Annotated in this window: 18 protein-coding genes and 1 tRNA gene; 11 read left to right on the top strand and 8 right to left on the bottom strand. The window is 62.8% G+C overall.

Going from position 1 to position 14,882, the window contains the following annotated elements; all coding sequences use genetic code 11:
- The first annotated feature begins 345 nt into the window (after nt 1–345).
- Nucleotides 346–540 carry a hypothetical protein gene (locus tag ACFSOZ_RS16235; protein WP_379099939.1) on the top strand — a complete coding sequence of 65 codons (195 nt, stop codon included), beginning with the start codon at nt 346–348 and terminating at the stop codon, nt 538–540.
- Between the two features lie 110 nt (nt 541–650).
- On the opposite strand, the gene ACFSOZ_RS16230 is transcribed toward ACFSOZ_RS16235, so the two are convergent.
- Genes ACFSOZ_RS16230 through ACFSOZ_RS16220 form a run of 3 tightly spaced genes read right to left on the bottom strand, consistent with a single transcriptional unit; the run spans nt 651 to nt 1,622 of the window.
- Complete coding sequence (locus ACFSOZ_RS16230; RefSeq protein WP_379099936.1) at nt 651–908, bottom strand: hypothetical protein; 258 nt, start codon at nt 906–908, stop codon at nt 651–653.
- 24 nt (nt 909–932) lie between these two features.
- Nucleotides 933–1,154 (bottom strand): DUF768 domain-containing protein, encoded by a 222-nt coding sequence (locus tag ACFSOZ_RS16225; RefSeq protein WP_379099933.1) that lies wholly within the window; start codon nt 1,152–1,154, stop codon nt 933–935.
- A gap of 24 nt (nt 1,155–1,178) precedes the next feature.
- A complete protein-coding gene (locus ACFSOZ_RS16220; protein WP_379099930.1) occupies nt 1,179–1,622 on the bottom strand; it encodes a hypothetical protein in 444 nt (147 codons plus the stop codon).
- A gap of 282 nt (nt 1,623–1,904) precedes the next feature.
- Here ACFSOZ_RS16220 and ACFSOZ_RS16215 point away from each other — a divergent pair, with 282 nt between their 5' ends.
- Nucleotides 1,905–2,204 (top strand): hypothetical protein, encoded by a 300-nt coding sequence (locus ACFSOZ_RS16215; protein ID WP_379099927.1) that lies wholly within the window; start codon nt 1,905–1,907, stop codon nt 2,202–2,204.
- Nucleotides 2,205–2,393: 189 nt separating this feature from the next.
- Nucleotides 2,394–3,737 carry a chloride channel protein gene (locus ACFSOZ_RS16210; RefSeq protein ID WP_379099924.1) on the top strand — a complete coding sequence of 448 codons (1,344 nt, stop codon included), beginning with the start codon at nt 2,394–2,396 and terminating at the stop codon, nt 3,735–3,737.
- A 400-nt stretch (nt 3,738–4,137) separates the two neighbouring features.
- On the opposite strand, the gene ACFSOZ_RS16205 is transcribed toward ACFSOZ_RS16210, so the two are convergent.
- The 4 genes from ACFSOZ_RS16205 to ACFSOZ_RS16190 all read right to left on the bottom strand — a co-directional run bounded on the left by ACFSOZ_RS16205 (nt 4,138) and on the right by ACFSOZ_RS16190 (nt 5,849).
- On the bottom strand, nt 4,138–4,527 hold the full coding sequence (locus ACFSOZ_RS16205; protein WP_379099921.1) for a hypothetical protein: 390 nt from the start codon (nt 4,525–4,527) through the stop codon (nt 4,138–4,140).
- Nucleotides 4,528–4,691: 164 nt separating this feature from the next.
- On the bottom strand, nt 4,692–5,342 hold the full coding sequence (locus ACFSOZ_RS16200; RefSeq protein ID WP_379099919.1) for a hypothetical protein: 651 nt from the start codon (nt 5,340–5,342) through the stop codon (nt 4,692–4,694).
- On the bottom strand, nt 5,339–5,656 hold the full coding sequence (locus ACFSOZ_RS16195; RefSeq protein ID WP_379099916.1) for a hypothetical protein: 318 nt from the start codon (nt 5,654–5,656) through the stop codon (nt 5,339–5,341). Before ACFSOZ_RS16195 ends, ACFSOZ_RS16200 begins: the two co-directional genes overlap by 4 nt.
- Before the next feature lie 103 nt (nt 5,657–5,759).
- Nucleotides 5,760–5,849, bottom strand: a tRNA-Ser gene (locus ACFSOZ_RS16190).
- A gap of 403 nt (nt 5,850–6,252) precedes the next feature.
- On the opposite strand from ACFSOZ_RS16190, the gene ACFSOZ_RS16185 reads away from it, so the two are divergent.
- From ACFSOZ_RS16185 to ACFSOZ_RS16175, 3 genes are all read left to right on the top strand, one after another.
- Nucleotides 6,253–6,921 (top strand): 50S ribosomal protein L21, encoded by a 669-nt coding sequence (locus tag ACFSOZ_RS16185; protein WP_379099913.1) that lies wholly within the window; start codon nt 6,253–6,255, stop codon nt 6,919–6,921.
- Nucleotides 6,922–7,018: 97 nt separating this feature from the next.
- Entirely contained in the window at nt 7,019–7,288 is a 270-nt protein-coding gene (gene rpmA / locus ACFSOZ_RS16180) for a 50S ribosomal protein L27 (RefSeq protein WP_015315190.1), read from the top strand.
- Nucleotides 7,289–7,407: 119 nt separating this feature from the next.
- Nucleotides 7,408–7,995, top strand: coding sequence for a GNAT family N-acetyltransferase (locus tag ACFSOZ_RS16175; RefSeq protein ID WP_111548382.1), 588 nt, complete (start codon nt 7,408–7,410; stop codon nt 7,993–7,995).
- A gap of 189 nt (nt 7,996–8,184) precedes the next feature.
- On the opposite strand, the gene ACFSOZ_RS16170 is transcribed toward ACFSOZ_RS16175, so the two are convergent.
- The gene (locus tag ACFSOZ_RS16170; protein WP_379099910.1) at nt 8,185–9,054 is read right to left on the bottom strand and encodes an endonuclease/exonuclease/phosphatase family protein; all 870 of its coding nucleotides are present in this window, start codon (nt 9,052–9,054) and stop codon (nt 8,185–8,187) included.
- A gap of 131 nt (nt 9,055–9,185) precedes the next feature.
- On the opposite strand from ACFSOZ_RS16170, the gene obgE reads away from it, so the two are divergent.
- The 5 genes from obgE to ACFSOZ_RS16145 all read left to right on the top strand — a co-directional run bounded on the left by obgE (nt 9,186) and on the right by ACFSOZ_RS16145 (nt 14,814).
- Complete coding sequence (obgE, locus tag ACFSOZ_RS16165; protein WP_379099907.1) at nt 9,186–10,217, top strand: GTPase ObgE; 1,032 nt, start codon at nt 9,186–9,188, stop codon at nt 10,215–10,217.
- Nucleotides 10,218–10,221: 4 nt separating this feature from the next.
- Nucleotides 10,222–11,433 carry a glutamate 5-kinase gene (proB, locus tag ACFSOZ_RS16160; RefSeq protein ID WP_379099905.1) on the top strand — a complete coding sequence of 404 codons (1,212 nt, stop codon included), beginning with the start codon at nt 10,222–10,224 and terminating at the stop codon, nt 11,431–11,433.
- A 3-nt stretch (nt 11,434–11,436) separates the two neighbouring features.
- Nucleotides 11,437–12,723 (top strand): glutamate-5-semialdehyde dehydrogenase, encoded by a 1,287-nt coding sequence (locus ACFSOZ_RS16155; RefSeq protein ID WP_379099902.1) that lies wholly within the window; start codon nt 11,437–11,439, stop codon nt 12,721–12,723.
- Between the two features lie 163 nt (nt 12,724–12,886).
- The gene (locus ACFSOZ_RS16150; protein ID WP_379099899.1) at nt 12,887–13,474 is read left to right on the top strand and encodes a nicotinate-nucleotide adenylyltransferase; all 588 of its coding nucleotides are present in this window, start codon (nt 12,887–12,889) and stop codon (nt 13,472–13,474) included.
- 68 nt (nt 13,475–13,542) lie between these two features.
- Entirely contained in the window at nt 13,543–14,814 is a 1,272-nt protein-coding gene (locus tag ACFSOZ_RS16145; RefSeq protein ID WP_379099896.1) for an MFS transporter, read from the top strand.
- The last annotated feature ends 68 nt before the right edge of the window (nt 14,815–14,882 follow it).

The following is a 14,882-nucleotide window of genomic DNA, read 5'->3' as shown; positions in this document are numbered from 1 at the left end:
GTTGGGGTAGAGCCCTTTCGCGCACCAATGTTCTGAAGGCACCTCGCAGGATATCGCAGTCAAACGCAGATATCCCGCCCTTTGGAGGCTCTTGGTCCATAGCCTCACCCGATGGTTGGGCGAGAGCGTAGCGAACCCTCAACCGTCCGCCTGCCTCTATTGGACGCGGACGACAGCTGAAATCATACGCTTGCGAATGGCGGTCTGCGAGTCCAATTGTTCGCTGGGTTTTACGCGGCTCTGGCGCCGCTCTACGGGCCGCTCGATCAATTCGCTGTCGCGCATATGAGCAACTCTTGACGTCCAGGTGCGCTGCTCCAGAATCCTATCTGACGAGGAAATCATATGGCTCCGACTACAGCGTTGATCTGGTATCTGGTGATCGCCGGTCCGCAGGGGGGAATGGCCCTGCTGCCAAGCAGCTTCGATACACGTGAACAATGCGCTGCCGCCATCGCCGAATATCAGAAGCAGCCAACACCGGCGGGGTGGTCGATCCAATGCGTCCCTAGCGCCTCATTTCTCAGCGATGCGCAGTAAACCTTTCCGCTTCCCAGTGAGGCCCCGCATCATCCTACGGATCGCCTTCATCGCCCTGTCGCTCTATCTGGTCGGCATCGCGGTCTATATAACCTTCTGAAGCTGCTCGGTTATGCGCCCTTTGCCTTGCCATAGGCGTTGGGGCTAGTGTCGGGCGTGTAGATCAGGCCGACCTGCTTGCTGCCGCACTTGGCGCATTTCAGCTTCGGGATGAGGTCGTCGGCCATCGCCGGCGTGTCAGGCCCGAAGCGATCGCGAATCTTCACTAGGTCGAGCTTCTGGCTGTGATTGCAGCGCGCCTGGTGGCAATGCGCCGTCACCGCCATCTTCGCGTCGATCAGAGATTGAAACGTCCAGCCCTTGCCCATCGATCCGATATAGCGCGGCGTCGGTCAGTCCGCCAAGCCGGCGTCATGATGAACGATTGCATCCAGGATCGAATTGTAGATGCTAACGGTCTCTTCCTCGATCTCGGTGCTACCGATGCCGATCGCCTTCGCGTCGGCAAATAGCTTCTGGGTCAACTCAGCGACTGAGATGATGTCGGCGCCGACTATCTCGGGGACGTTGTTGGAAATCCACTTATGCAGGAAGTTAACGCCGCGTGTGCTCATCGAGCCAAAAGCTGGCGCGCGACATTAGGTTCCCTCGTCAACAATCCCCTTGACCGACGCATGCCGGAGTTTTGCCTCGCCTCGCAGATGCTTGACGCGCGCCCTGATGCCGGGCTTCAGCCATTCCACACCGGTCATCGCCTTTGGAACGTCTGCTGGAGCTTCCCGAGAGGCCTGTACGCGCTTCCATAGGCGCTCCCGTATATCGTTCGGTAGTGTGATGAAGGCCGATCCTGCATACTTACCGTCCTGCCCCATCAAGGCCATGGCTGGCTTGCCTGGCTCGCGTTTGACGCCAAGCAGGTCCAGTTCGCTGAACTCGTAGCATTTGATTTTCAGCCAGGCGTCGGACTCGCCGCTGCGGTAGGGCGCGCCATGGCGCTTTGAGACCATCCCCTCTAGGCCGAGCTTTTCGACGCCTTTGAAGAACTCAGCACCACCGCCCTCCACGTGCGCCAACACAGCCAATTGAATTGTGATCCCAGCGATGGCTGCTAGGTTTTGCGGCCATGAATAGGACTGAAGTAATTATCCTCATGATCGCGCTGGCCGTGCTGATCGCGTTCATCCTTACCGTCTGGCTTTTGGATGCGCCCGACTGGTCCGGGCACCTTTGATTTATTGTCTCAGATTTTTAGGCCCTCAAAAGGAGCGAAGGCGATCACATCTTCGTGTCGGTGTAACGGAGCGCGATGCCCGGCGAACCCCCGAATGGGGCAACTGTGCCCCTGCAAAATGGGAGTATTCCGAATGCATTCGATGAAGCTTGTTGTTGTCGCCAGCATCGCCGCCCTTTTCGCCTCGCAGGCATTCGCCGAGGACACGATGGGCACGATGTCCATGATGAAGGGTGGGCAAGTGACGGCGATCATGCCCGACGGCCATATGGGCACCATGATGCCGGACGCCAAAATGGGCGCCGAAATGATGAAAATGGCCAAGCCGATCAAGCATTGCATGATGATGATGACCGACGCCAAGGGCAGAACCTATATGATCGATACGTCGACTAAGAAGGCCCAGGCCGAGTGCGAAAAAATGGCGATGTAGAAGCCCCCAGGGCTTCGCCGACGCTTTCATCCCGCCGGCACGGTCGCTGGCGGGATGCCCCATCCATCCTTCGCCGTCAGAGTTCTGTCGAAGCACTCGTCGCTGATCTCGCCTGCCATGGCCCTGACCTGGCAGGGTTGATCGGCTCCATGGGTGTGCTAGGCCGGGTCGATCACGAAGGGATCCGACATGGCAGGCTTTTCGCGAAAATATCCGATGGTGCGGCGCTCGCAGGCAATGTGGGTTTCGCGGCGCGTCTGGCAGCCTCGTATCGTGTTTTGGGCCGGCGCCATCTCGATCGGTCTGATCAGCGTGCTGTTCGCAGTTCTGGCCGACCGGGCGCAGGCGCTCTTCCACATTGCGATTGGCCATCAGGGCGGCTGGCGCTTCTACCTGCCGCTGGTGATGACACCGCTCGGCTTTGTTCTCTGCGCCTGGCTTGCGGATTCCTTCTTTCCAGGCTCGCAAGGCAGCGGCATTCCGCAGGCGATCGCCGCACGACATTTGCGCGACGACGAGGACCGCGGCCATATCCTGTCGCTGCGGCTGGTGGTTGGCAAGATCGCGCTCACCGTCGTCGGACTTGCCTGCGGGGCCTCGATCGGCCGTGAGGGGCCGACAGTTCAGGTCGGCGCCTCGCTGATGCTGCAGGCCGCGCGCTGGGGCGGCATGGCGCAGGCGCGCGGGCTGATCCTGGCCGGCTCAGCGGCCGGTATCGCCGCCGCCTTCAACACACCGCTTGCCGGCATCGTCTTTGCCATCGAGGAAATGGGGCGCGCCTATGAATCGCGCACTAACGGGCTGGTGCTGACGGCGGTGATCCTCGCCGGGCTCGCCTCGTTGGGATTGCTCGGCAACTACACCTATTTCGGCGTGGCCAGGGAAACAGTCGCCTTCGCCAGCGACTGGCCGCTGGTGCTTGCCTGCGGGGTCATCGGTGGCGGAGTCGGCGCGCTGTTTTCGCTGCTGGCGCTGAAGATAATGCGCCGCATCCGGCGCTGGAACGCGCAGCAGCCGCTCTGGCGCACTCTGGCCGTGGCAGGGATTTGCGGGCTGGCTGTGGCCGCGATCGGCATCGCCTCGGGCGGCCTCACCTTCGGCACCGGCTACGCCCAGGCTCGCGGCGCCATTGAAGGCACGCCGCTGCCGGTGTTCTTTTTTGCCGAGAAATTCGCGGCCGGGCTGCTGTCGATGGTATCGGGCATTCCGGGCGGTATCTTCGCGCCGTCGCTGGCGGTGGGCGCGGGCCTTGGCAGCACGGTTGGCCTCATTATTGGTGCCAGCTCTGGCACAGCAGCGCTGCTCGGTATGGCAGGTTATTTTGCCGGCGTCGTGCAGGCGCCCATGACCGCCTTCGTCATCATCCTCGAAATGACCGGCAACCACGACAATGTCATTGCGCTGATGTGCGCGGCGATGCTGGGCTATGGGACAGCGCGATTGATTTCGCGCGAGCCGCTTTATCATGCACTCTCGCGAGTGTTTATCGCAGAGGCGATCAGGCGGAGACGAACCAGAAGTGTCGAGCGCTAGGCCCTGTGTAACGCCCATGTGAATTTGCATTGCCGGGCAACTGACCTACCTAAGCTATATGACCCGCTCTTCAATGATTTACGCGGTGATGGTTGGTGGCGGTCCTAGTGGTCATCTTCCCGGCTTTCCGGTTTCTGGAGCCAAAGGGATAGGGCGTTCTGATATGGTATGGCGCTCGACACTGTATCTGTTGACATTAATTGTCACGCTGGCGGCCATTCACTTGTCGTTCTCGGTCAGTTTGTACCTCATGGGGCCAGATTGGTACGCCCACCTATGACGCGCCCCGCAAGGGCGCGCTTGACGATTTCAGCGGGCCAGAAGGGCGGCGCCAGGACGCGCCAGGCGCTTCGGCGGCGTAGGAGGGCGGCGGCGGGAAGCGCGCGCTGGCGGGGCAATCTCAGCAGTGCTTGGTAACTATCCAGCCGCCCACATAGCCGAATGCCACTGACACGATTCCGGACATCACTGCGATCATCGCTCGACTTCGGTATTCCATCTGCGCTTCTGGGGCACCGGTCGGCTCGTCTCGTTGCCAATTCGCGGCAAACTTCGCCGCAAGCCAAGCCAAAATGACTGTGTGGGGATCTGGAAACTGAGATGCGAGTAAGGCGAATGTCAGCGTGCGCTCGAATGTCCCGGTAATCCACGGCGGCAATCGTTTCGCACTCGACCGCGCCTTTAGCCCAGACCTATCGGTCAGGTAGCCGTGGAACCAATTGGTGACAAAATGACCAGCGCCGAGCGCCACCAGCAAACCGGCGAGCGCGAGCAGGACAACTTCCAGCACTGTCGAATCATGACACGAGATCATTGTTCCCCCACGCGCCAATCTTCGTGCAGCAGAGACGCGCACGCAAGCCGGCTACCGTTCGGGAGTGCTTGACGATTTAAGCAGAAAAGAAAAAACCCGGCCACTTTCGCAGCCGGGCTATCGTTTCGCTTGCGGAATGATTAGATGCGCCAGAGCGCCATGATCATCGCCTCTCGGGACGGACCAACCGGCTCTTGCGAAGCCACCATGGCATGGAAGCGCCGATCGCATTCCGGTTTGTCGATCGGGGTTACGCGGAGGCTTGCGCTGTAGGCGTTGGTCGCTCGAACGTTCTCCCGATGTGCGGCCTGCCAAGCCTTGATCTTCTCGACCGCATCCGACGGGATGGCGGTGAGGTCAGTAGAGGGCACAGGCGTCTCGAACACGGCAGGCAGCGCCACGGCAGCAAGGCCCATCGGGATCTTGCGCAGGAGGTGTCGTCTGGAGAGAGTATTCATATTCCACTCCTCACAAGCACTTCCTGCGATTCCAGATCGTCGGGCCACATTAACGGTTTCGCCGTAGTCGCCTGGGCATAACCCCTCCAGATCGACGCCGTCCTCCAGATCGCAATTGTCGAGCTCTAGATCATCAACGCATCCGAGCGATGGCTCATCGTCGGCAGTTTCCTCCAGGTCGCAATCGACCTCCATCATGTCGAGTGCAGTGATCAGGGCCATGGCGCGGTCTAGGAGGTCGTTCAGGCGGGTCTCGATCGATTGCCGCCATGTGCGAGGGTCGACACCCTGCGGGCAGCCGTAGGGCTTCACGATGGGCGTGTGGGCGTTCATGACAAGCCCCTATCGTGGTTCTTATAATAGATGCCGCGGCCAGTTGAGGCCGGCCAGACATGCGCCTCCCACAAGGCACGGGGATGGTCCGAGTGGCTGATATCGGCCATCCAGTCATCCATCGCGATGGCAAGTTCCTCAGCAAGTCGGTTGACCCTCTGCACGGGCATTTCACGCGGCTCGGGACGGGCCTCGACCGGCGGCGGCGCTGCTGAAGCAATGGCAGGAACGGACGCGACTGCGCCGATAAGTAAGGCGCGGCGGGAGAATCTGCCGATGATCTGGCTTTTAGGCTGATCAAAAAAACGATGCATAATACGGTCTCCTTCGGGTGCATTTTCCTTGGGAAACGCATTGGGAAGGAGGCAATGGGCGTCGACAACTATCCTACAAAATCAATCTGTTAGGAAAGAAATCTGGCGGAGAGGGAGGGATTCGAACCCCCGATGGGCTTGCACCCATGCCGCATTTCGAGTGCGGTGCATTCGACCACTCTGCCACCTCTCCGCGGTCATGGTCGGCCGTTGCCGGCGCGGCGCACTAGATAACGGCTGAACGGGCAGGTTACAAGGCCAATCCGCGAGTTATTTGGCTTGCCTGACAAGCGGCGGATTCGCATTGGTGTTTACGGCCAAGCCCGCACAGATTCCCGGCCAGCCGCGCATCCACGTCTCCAGACGACGGTAGTGCCATGCGATCATGTCGACACAGGCCGGGTGCTTGCCCGCCGATAACAGTCTCGGCACCGGCTTCGCCTTGACTCGCACTCAACCTTCGGTTAGGGACAGCGCGCAATCGGCGTGGAGGGTTCTTCCGCGCCGCTTGTTTTTTGAACCCGCAGACTGACAAAAAGACGGCCGAACCGCCAGAGGCGGTTCATCAAGGCCGACCGAACAGCGAAAGGCAAAAAATGTTCGCAGTCATTAAAACGGGTGGCAAGCAGTATCGCGTTGCCGCCAACGATCTCCTGAAGATCGAAAAAGTCGAAGCCAATGTCGGCGATATGGTCGAGATCGGCCACGTTCTCGCGCATGGCGAGGGCGAGAATGTCACGTTCGGCGCGCCGTTCGTCGATGGCGCGGTGGTCACCGCCGAAGTCGTCGAACAGGGCAAGAACCGCACCGTCATCGCTTTCAAGAAGCGCCGCCGGCAGAATTCGCGCCGCAAGATCGGCCATCGCCAGCTTTTGACCACCGTGCGGATCTCCGAGATCCTGCTGGGTGGTGCCAAGCCGACGAAGACGGCAGCGGTCAAGGCACCGAAGAAGGAAGCCAAGGCAGAGGCCGTGACTGAAGCGAAGGCGGAAGCCGCGCCGAAGAAGGAGCCCAAGGCCAAGGCGGCCGAGACCGCGGCAGCGCCGCTGTTCAAGGCGCCGAAGGGCGAGCCGGACGACCTGACCGTGATCAAGGGCATCGGCCCGGTCGCAGCCAAGGACCTCGCCGCGCAGGGCATCATCACCTTCGCGCAGCTCGCCAAGCTGACCGACAAGGATGTCGCCAAGATCGACGAGCACATGCCCTTCAGCGCCGACCAGATCAAGGACTGGCGTGAGCAGGCCAAGGAATTGGCGGCGAAGTAATTTTCTGGCGATCAGGTCGCCGGATCGGACTTGAAACGGAACGCGAACGCGTTCATAAGGCCTTTTAGGCGCCTTGCGGCGCAACGGAGTTAGTTAGATGGCACACAAGAAAGCTGGCGGCTCGTCGCGCAACGGTCGCGACTCGCATTCCAAGCGTCTGGGCGTGAAGAAGTTCGGCGGCGAAGCCGTCATCCCGGGCAACATCATCATTCGTCAACGCGGCACCACGTGGCATCCCGGCGTCAATGTCGGCATGGGCACGGACCATACCCTTTTTGCGCTCGAGACCGGCGCCGTGACGTTCAACAAAAAAGCCAACGGCCGAACCTACGTATCGGTCAACCCGATTACCAAAGCCGCGGAGTAGCCGGTTCCGCACTAGAACACCGGCGCCCATCTCGGGAACCGGTGTCTGGCAAAGCCAGGAAAAGGATCAGGGGAGATGGGTTTCCATCTCCCCTTTTTCTTGGCCTGGAGGACTTTCAAATGGTTGCCGAAGCGGAAGACACCGACGACGAAAGTTACGCGATAGACTGCCCGGTCCTGGTCACCGAGCGGCTGGTGATGCGAGCGCCCCGCGAAGACGACATTCCGCAACTGGTCGAGCTTGCCGACAACCGTCATGTCGCCGAAATGCTGGCCCGCATGCCGCACCCCTATGGCGAGGCCGAGGGACGCGCCTTCCTTGCCATGGCGAAGTCGCGCCGGGCCGGCATTGTCTATGCCTTGACGCTGGCCGGTACCGACACCTTCGTCGGCTGCGCCGGTCTCAACACCACCGATCGCGGGCTGGAACTCGGCTACTGGATCGGCGAGCCTTACTGGAAGAAGGGCTATGCGACGGAAGCCGCCCACGCGCTGGTCGACCTCGCCTTCCAGAAGACGTCGATCCAGGTGCTGCATGCCTCGACGCGGGTCATCAATCCGGCCTCGCGCCGTGTGATCCACAAATGCGGGTTCCAGTATGCCGGCCAGGGCATGCTGAACTCGATCGTCGCCGGCCAGGTGCCGGTCGAGCGCTACCGGCTCGACAGGAAGACCTGGACCAGCCTGCGTAACTGGGTGCACTTCTAGGCATGCCGATATTCAGGTGAGGCCGACCTGCGAATGGCGGCTTCCTGCGCTTCCGGTGCTCACGTACTTTAGTACGCTCCGCTCCGGTTCTCGGAAGCCACCATTCTCGGCTCGGCCTGACCTGAATCTCGACACACCTTGGCGCTGGCTCGAACAAGTGAAAAGTCGGTTGCGGAGCAAAGATGAAGGTCAGCCCAGTTCGACCCATACCGGCAGGTGGTCCGAACCGACGGCCTGCCGGTCGACCCACAGACGCTGCAGGGATTTGGCAAGCGAAGCGCTGGTGAAGACATAGTCGATGCGCTTGTGGCGGCTGGCATTGGCGGGCTGTTTGGGGTCGACCCAGCTGACCAGGTCGTCGCCGGTCACGTTGAGGCGCAAGGCGGCATCGACGGCAAAGTCGGCGGTCAGCGGCATGCCGAATTCATGGTCCGGCCGGCCGGCGAGTTCGACATATTCGGGCGATCCGGCCAGCATGTTGAAGTCGCCCATGCCGACAAAGGCTTCGGGATGCGGCAATTCCGGCAGGCCGATCTCGGCGACGCCGGACAAGGCGCCGCCTTCGAGCGCATAGTTCAGCATACGCTGGCGCAGGAACTGGATCTGGCTGGCGCGTTCGACCGGGCTGCGGTGATCGAGATGGATGGAATAGAAGCGGATGAAACCCAGCGGCGTCTCGATCAGCGCTTCCAGCGCGCCGCGCTGGAAGTTCATCATTTCGAAGCTGCGGCTGCGCGGCAAAAGCAGGTTGCGAGACAGATGAATGGGGGTCTTCGACAGCACCATATTGCCGAGCTGGAAGGTCGTGGTGATGGCGCGGCCATTCTCGATGCGCGAGCCGATATTGGCTTCGAAATTGCTGCCATAGACGGCGAAATAGTCGGGCAGCGCCTCGCCGATCTCGGCGACCATGTCGCGGCCGCCATTCCTGGGGTTGTTGCGGGTCACCTCCTGCAGCGCGATCACGTCGGCGCCGCGCACGGCGTCGGTGATGCGTCCGACATTGTACTGTCCATCAAGGCCGATGCCGTACTGGATGTTGTAGGTTACAAGCTTCATTCCGGCATCTCCGGCCGATCCTCGCGGCCATTGTCACAAAACGGCCTCGCCCTTCGCCGCGCCTTGGTTTAGAGCAAAGCCGAAGGTTTAGAGCAATGCCGCAAAGCCACTAGCAGAAACTGCACAAGCCCATGAAATTTCTCGATCAAGCCAAAGTCTACATACGCTCCGGCGACGGCGGTGCCGGTTCGGTGTCGTTCCGGCGTGAAAAGTTCATCGAGTTCGGCGGACCGGACGGCGGCGATGGCGGCCGCGGCGGCGACGTCTGGCTGGAAGCGGTCAACGGGCTGAACACGCTGATCGACTATCGCTACCAGCAGCATTTCAAGGCCAAGACCGGTGTCCATGGCATGGGCCGCAACATGACCGGCGCCAAGGGGGCCGACGTCACGCTGAAGGTGCCGGCGGGAACGCAGGTGTTTGAAGAGGACAACGAAACGCTGATCTGCGACCTGACCGTGGTCGGTCAGCGCTTTCTGCTCGCCAAGGGCGGCAATGGCGGTTTCGGCAACCAGCATTTCAAGACCTCGACCAACCAGGCGCCGCGCCGGGCCAACCCCGGCCTGCCGGGCGAAGAGCTCAACATCTGGCTGCGGCTGAAGCTGATCGCCGATGCCGGGCTGGTCGGGTTGCCCAATGCCGGCAAGTCGACATTCCTGGCCGCCGTTACCGCGGCCAAGCCGAAGATCGCCGATTATCCGTTCACGACGCTGCATCCCGGTCTCGGCGTTGCCCGCATCGATGCGCGTGAATTCGTCATCGCCGACATTCCCGGCCTGATCGAAGGCGCGCATGAGGGCGTCGGCATCGGCGACCGTTTTCTCGGCCATGTCGAGCGCACGCGCGTGTTGCTGCATCTCGTTTCGGCGCAGGAGGAAAACCCGGGCAAGGCCTACAAGACAGTGCGCGCCGAACTCGACGCCTATGGCAATGGCCTGACCGACAAGGTCGAGATCGTGGCGCTTTCCCAGGTCGACACGCTCGACGCCGATGCGCGCAAGAAGAAGGTCGCCTCGCTGAAGCGAGCCGCCGGGCGAGCACCGATGCTTTTGTCGGCGGTCACCGGCGAAGGCGTCGAAGCGGTGCTGCGGGCGCTGATGGCGGTGGTGGCCGAGGCGCGTGCGAAGATATCGGCCCCGATCGAGACGCGCTGGGACAGATAGGGCCATGCAGTCGCTGAAGACATACCGGCGCATCACCGTGAAGATCGGCTCGGCGCTGCTCGTCGACCGCACGACCGGCCTGAAGCGCGACTGGCTGGCCTCGCTGGCCGACGACATTGCTGTGCTCGCCCAGGGTGGTGCTGAAATCCTCGTCGTGTCGTCCGGCGCCATCGCGCTTGGCCGCACCATCCTTGAACTGGGCAAGCGGGCCTTGAAGCTCGAGGAGAGCCAGGCGGCGGCCGCCGTCGGACAGATCGCGCTGGCCGGCGCCTGGTCGGATGCGCTCGGCAAGGGGGCGCTCAAGTCGGGCCAGATCCTGCTGACGCTCGGCGACACCGAGGAGCGCCGCCGCTATCTCAACGCGCGGGCGACGATCTCGACACTGCTCAAGATGAAGGCGGTGCCGGTCATCAACGAGAACGACACGGTGGCGACCTCCGAAATCCGCTATGGCGACAATGACCGGCTGGCCGCCCGCGTCGCCACCATGATGGGCGCCGACCTGCTGGTTCTGCTTTCCGACATCGACGGGCTCTACACCGCACCGCCGGCGCGTGACCCCGGCGCAAAGTTTATTCCGGTGGTCGACCGCATCACGCCCGACATCGAGGCGATGGCGGGAGCGGCCGCGTCCGAACTGTCGCGCGGCGGCATGCGGACAAAGCTCGATGCGGGCAAGATCGCGACCGCCGCCGGCACCGCAATGATCATCACGTCGGGCACTCGGCTGTCGCCGCTGATGGCGATCGAACGCGGCGAACGCGCCACCTTCTTCCGGCCGAGCAGCAATCCGGTCAAGGGCTACAAGACCTGGATCGCCGGCCAGCTCGAGCCTGCCGGCCGGCTGACGGTCGATGCCGGCGCCATCGGTGCCTTGCTGTCGGGCAAGTCGCTGCTGCCGGCCGGCGTCAAACTGGTCAGCGGCAATTTCTCGCGCGGCGATACGGTGGCGATCCTGTCGCCCGAGGGCCGCGAGATCGCGCGCGGGCTGGTTGCCTATGATGCCGCCGATGCCGTAAGGATCGCTGGCCTGAAGACGGCCGAGATCGAAACCGTGCTCGGCTACGAGGCGCGTTCGGCGATGATCCACCGCGACGACCTTGTGGTGAGTCACTCGGGTGACCAAGTACGGGCCGGTGACCAAGTACATGCCGGTGACGAAGTGCCGGCCGGCAACCAAGTACGGGCTGGTGACGAAGTATCGAGCGGAGGATGAGCCATGCTGAAGCTGCATGAAAAATCCGGGGACGACACCGTGGCGATGATGGCCGATATCGGCCGCCGCGCCCGCGCAGCTGCCCGCCCGCTGGCCATCGCCACGACCGCCGCCAAGAACGCCGCACTTGTCGCCATGGCCGAGGCGATTGTCGCCCGGGAACAGGACATTCTCGACGCCAACGCCATCGATGTCTCGAATGGCCAGGAATCAGGGCTTTCGGCTTCGTTCATGGACCGGTTGAAGCTCAACCCGGCGCGCATCCGCGCCATGGCCGATGGCATCAAGGAAATCGCCGAATTGCGCGATCCGGTCGGCGACGTCATCGCCGCATGGGACCGGCCGAATGGCCTGCATATCGAGCGCGTGCGCACGCCGCTCGGCGTCGTCGGCGTCATCTATGAGAGCCGGCCGAACGTCACCGCGGATGCCGGCGCGCTCTGCCTCAAGGCCGGCAATCCGGTGATCCTGCGCGGCGGTTCGGATTCGCTCAATTCTTCGGCGACGATCCATGCCTGTCTGGTCGAGGGATTGAAGGCCGCCGGCCTGCCGGAAGACGCCATCCAGCTGGTTCCGACCGCCGACCGCGCCGCCGTTGGCGAGATGCTGAAGGGGCTTGGCGGCACGCTCGACGTCATCATTCCGCGCGGCGGAAAAAGCCTTGTCGGGCGGGTGCAGAGCGAGGCACGGGTGCCGGTTTTTGCCCATCTCGAAGGCATCTGCCATCTCTACATCGACCGCTCGGCCAAGCTCGACATGGCGGTGCGGATCGCCGTCAACGCCAAGATGCGGCGCACCGGCGTCTGTGGTGCCGCAGAGACGCTGCTGGTCGATCGTGCGGTTGCCTCGACGCATCTGGTGCCCATCCTCGATGCACTTCGCGCGGCCGGCTGCGAGATCCATGCCGATGCCGAGGTGCTGAAGGCATTTTCCAACGCGAAGCCTGCCACGGATCTCGACTGGGTGACGGAATATCTCGATGCCATCATCGCGGTGAAGCTGGTCGACGGTGTCGGTGGTGCGATCGAGCACATCGAGACGTTCTCCTCGCATCATACCGAGGCGATCGTCGCCGAGGATGCGCGATCGATCGAAAAATTCTTCAACGAGATCGATTCGGCGATCCTGCTGCACAACGCCTCGACGCAGTTCGCCGATGGCGGCGAATTCGGCATGGGCGCCGAGATCGGCATAGCCACCGGCAAGATGCATGCGCGCGGGCCGGTAGGGGTCGAGCAATTGACCTCGTTCAAATACCGCGTGCGCGGGTCGGGACAGGTGAGGCCTTGAACACTTGTCTTACCCTCCCCCGTGTGGGGAGGGTGGCGAGCATAGCGAGCCGGGTGGGGGAATAACGCTGAACTCTGCAACGCCCCCACCCCGCTCCGCAGCGCGGATCGACCCTCCCCACAAGGGGGAGGGCAAGGACCACATTTCCTCCCCCTATCTCAAAATGCCGCATGCCGAGAAGGGGCTGGCGGTCGGCCTGTTCGGCGGTTCGTTCAATCCGCCGCATGCCGGCCACGCCCTGGTCGCCGAGATTGCACTCAGACGCCTGGCGCTCGACCAGCTGTGGTGGATGGTGACGCCTGGCAATCCGCTGAAGAGCTCGCGCGAACTGGCGCCGCTGGCCGAGCGACTGCAACTGTCGGAACAGATCGCCAAGAACCCGAAGATCAAGGTCACCGCCTTCGAGGCGGCGCATCATGTCCGCTACACCGCCGACACGCTGGCGCTGGTCAAGGCGCGCAATCCCGGCGTCGACTTCGTCTGGATCATGGGCGCCGATAGCTTGCGCGATTTCCATCGCTGGCAGCGCTGGCGCGAGATCGTCATGACCTTCCCGATCGCCGTCATCGACCGTCCGGGCGCGACACTGTCGTTCCTGTCGTCGGTCGTCGCCAAGACCTTCGACTATGCCCGCGTCGACGAGGGGGATGCGCCAAGGCTCGCCCGCATGAAGGCGCCGGCCTGGACCTTCATCCACGGTCCGCGCTCGTCGCTGTCGTCGAGCGCGATCCGCAGACTGGCGAAGGGTTGAGCCGGCTCGCCCGACCATGTCGCTTTTATCGCTCCCTTTGCCCTTTTCATGGGCAATTCTGAGCAGGCATGTCGATTCCCAGGAAAAACCGTACCGAAGCCGGGCAGGGCGATGAGTCCACGCCGCTGATCGCGATTGCCAGCGTCATCGCTTCGATGGCGCTGATCGCCGTCGGCAATGGGCTGATGTTTGCCTATATCCCGGTCCGGCTCGGCGCCGAGGGCTTCGATCCGACCTGGGCTGGGCTGATCATCACCGGACTTTCGGCCGGCGGCCTCGCCGGCTGTATCCTGACCGGACCGCTGGTGCGAAGGGTTGGCCATGCCCGCGCCTTCATGGTGCTGTCGGCGCTGATCGCGCTGGCCAACGCCGCGGTCGGTGCCGGCCCGCATCCGCTGATTTGGATCGCGGCCCGCGCGCTCTACGGCTTTGCCATATGCGGCCTGTTCATCGTCGCGCAGAGCTGGCTGAACGACGCGGTTGCCAATGCCATCCGCGGCAGGGTGATGGCGTTCTTCTACGTGGCCTATGTCGCCGGGCTCGGTGTCGGCTATGCGACGCTGGCTCTCGTCGACATCAGAACCGCGGACGCGCCGCTGATCGGCATCGCCTTCACTGCGTTGTCGATCCTGCCCGTGGGGTTGACCAGGCTTGCCCAGCCGCCGGCACCACAAGCGGCCTCGGTGGCGCTCGGCCGGGCCTGGCGGATTTCACCGGTCGGCGTTGCCGGCATGCTTGCGGTCGGTGGCCTGTCGATGTCGATCGCCGGCTTCGCGCCGATCCATGCCACGGCCAAGGGCTACAGCCAGGCAGACGTCGCATTACTGCTTTCGGCGATGCCGGTCGGCACGCTGATCCTGCAGATCCCGCTCGGCTGGATTTCCGACCGCACCGACCGCCGCTATGTGCTGATTGCTGCAGCCGCGCTCGCCGCGGCGGCAGGGATGTTTGCGCTCGGTTTCGACGGCGGTGCGCTGGCGGCGCTGGTGGTGATTTACATCGTCTGGGATGGCGCCTCGGAATCGATCTATTCGCTGGCCAGCGCGCATGCCGCCGACCGCGCCGGCAAGGACGACATGGTGGCGCTGTCCAGTTCGCTGTTGTTTGCCTGGTCGCTTTCGGGCTTCATCGTGCCAGGCATCGTCACCGCGCTGTCGGCCGTCTTTGGGACGCAGGCCTTCATCTATGTGGCGATCGTCATCGCCTGCGCCTTCTGTCTGTTCGTGCTCTTGCGCGTGGTGACGACGCAGGCGGTTCCCGCCGCCGAAACCGGCAGTTTCGCGCCGATGACGGCGCAGGCGCCCTTGCCCGTAGAACTGGCCTTCGCACCGGACGAGTAGGATCGGCACCGGGGCAATTGATTAGAGCCTGTTCCATCTCGATGGGATCGGGATGGGCTCTGTCTCTC

The organism is Mesorhizobium newzealandense, from assembly GCF_042682145.1.
In the GTDB taxonomy this organism is placed as follows: Bacteria; Pseudomonadota; Alphaproteobacteria; order Rhizobiales; family Rhizobiaceae; genus Mesorhizobium; species Mesorhizobium newzealandense.
The sequence above is the reverse complement of the archived record's forward strand: the minus strand, read 5'-3'. Positions and strand labels throughout refer to the sequence as shown.

Excerpts from the sequence above, each read along its gene's own strand:
- ACFSOZ_RS16175 (WP_111548382.1), top strand. The coding sequence starts at position 7,408 with ATGGTTGCCGAAGCGGAAGACACCGACGACGAAAGTTACGCGATAGAC.
- ACFSOZ_RS16155 (WP_379099902.1), top strand. The coding sequence starts at position 11,437 with ATGCTGAAGCTGCATGAAAAATCCGGGGACGACACCGTGGCGATGATG.
- ACFSOZ_RS16150 (WP_379099899.1), top strand. The coding sequence starts at position 12,887 with ATGCCGCATGCCGAGAAGGGGCTGGCGGTCGGCCTGTTCGGCGGTTCG.
- ACFSOZ_RS16230 (WP_379099936.1), bottom strand. The coding sequence starts at position 908 with ATGGGCAAGGGCTGGACGTTTCAATCTCTGATCGACGCGAAGATGGCG.
- ACFSOZ_RS16200 (WP_379099919.1), bottom strand. The coding sequence starts at position 5,342 with ATGAACGCCCACACGCCCATCGTGAAGCCCTACGGCTGCCCGCAGGGT.
- ACFSOZ_RS16170 (WP_379099910.1), bottom strand. The coding sequence starts at position 9,054 with ATGAAGCTTGTAACCTACAACATCCAGTACGGCATCGGCCTTGATGGA.
- ACFSOZ_RS16235 (WP_379099939.1), top strand. The coding sequence starts at position 346 with ATGGCTCCGACTACAGCGTTGATCTGGTATCTGGTGATCGCCGGTCCG.
- ACFSOZ_RS16225 (WP_379099933.1), bottom strand. The coding sequence starts at position 1,154 with ATGAGCACACGCGGCGTTAACTTCCTGCATAAGTGGATTTCCAACAAC.
- ACFSOZ_RS16145 (WP_379099896.1), top strand. The coding sequence starts at position 13,543 with ATGTCGATTCCCAGGAAAAACCGTACCGAAGCCGGGCAGGGCGATGAG.
- ACFSOZ_RS16185 (WP_379099913.1), top strand. The coding sequence starts at position 6,253 with ATGTTCGCAGTCATTAAAACGGGTGGCAAGCAGTATCGCGTTGCCGCC.
- ACFSOZ_RS16215 (WP_379099927.1), top strand. The coding sequence starts at position 1,905 with ATGCATTCGATGAAGCTTGTTGTTGTCGCCAGCATCGCCGCCCTTTTC.
- ACFSOZ_RS16195 (WP_379099916.1), bottom strand. The coding sequence starts at position 5,656 with ATGCATCGTTTTTTTGATCAGCCTAAAAGCCAGATCATCGGCAGATTC.
- ACFSOZ_RS16210 (WP_379099924.1), top strand. The coding sequence starts at position 2,394 with ATGGCAGGCTTTTCGCGAAAATATCCGATGGTGCGGCGCTCGCAGGCA.
- obgE (WP_379099907.1), top strand. The coding sequence starts at position 9,186 with ATGAAATTTCTCGATCAAGCCAAAGTCTACATACGCTCCGGCGACGGC.
- proB (WP_379099905.1), top strand. The coding sequence starts at position 10,222 with ATGCAGTCGCTGAAGACATACCGGCGCATCACCGTGAAGATCGGCTCG.
- rpmA (WP_015315190.1), top strand. The coding sequence starts at position 7,019 with ATGGCACACAAGAAAGCTGGCGGCTCGTCGCGCAACGGTCGCGACTCG.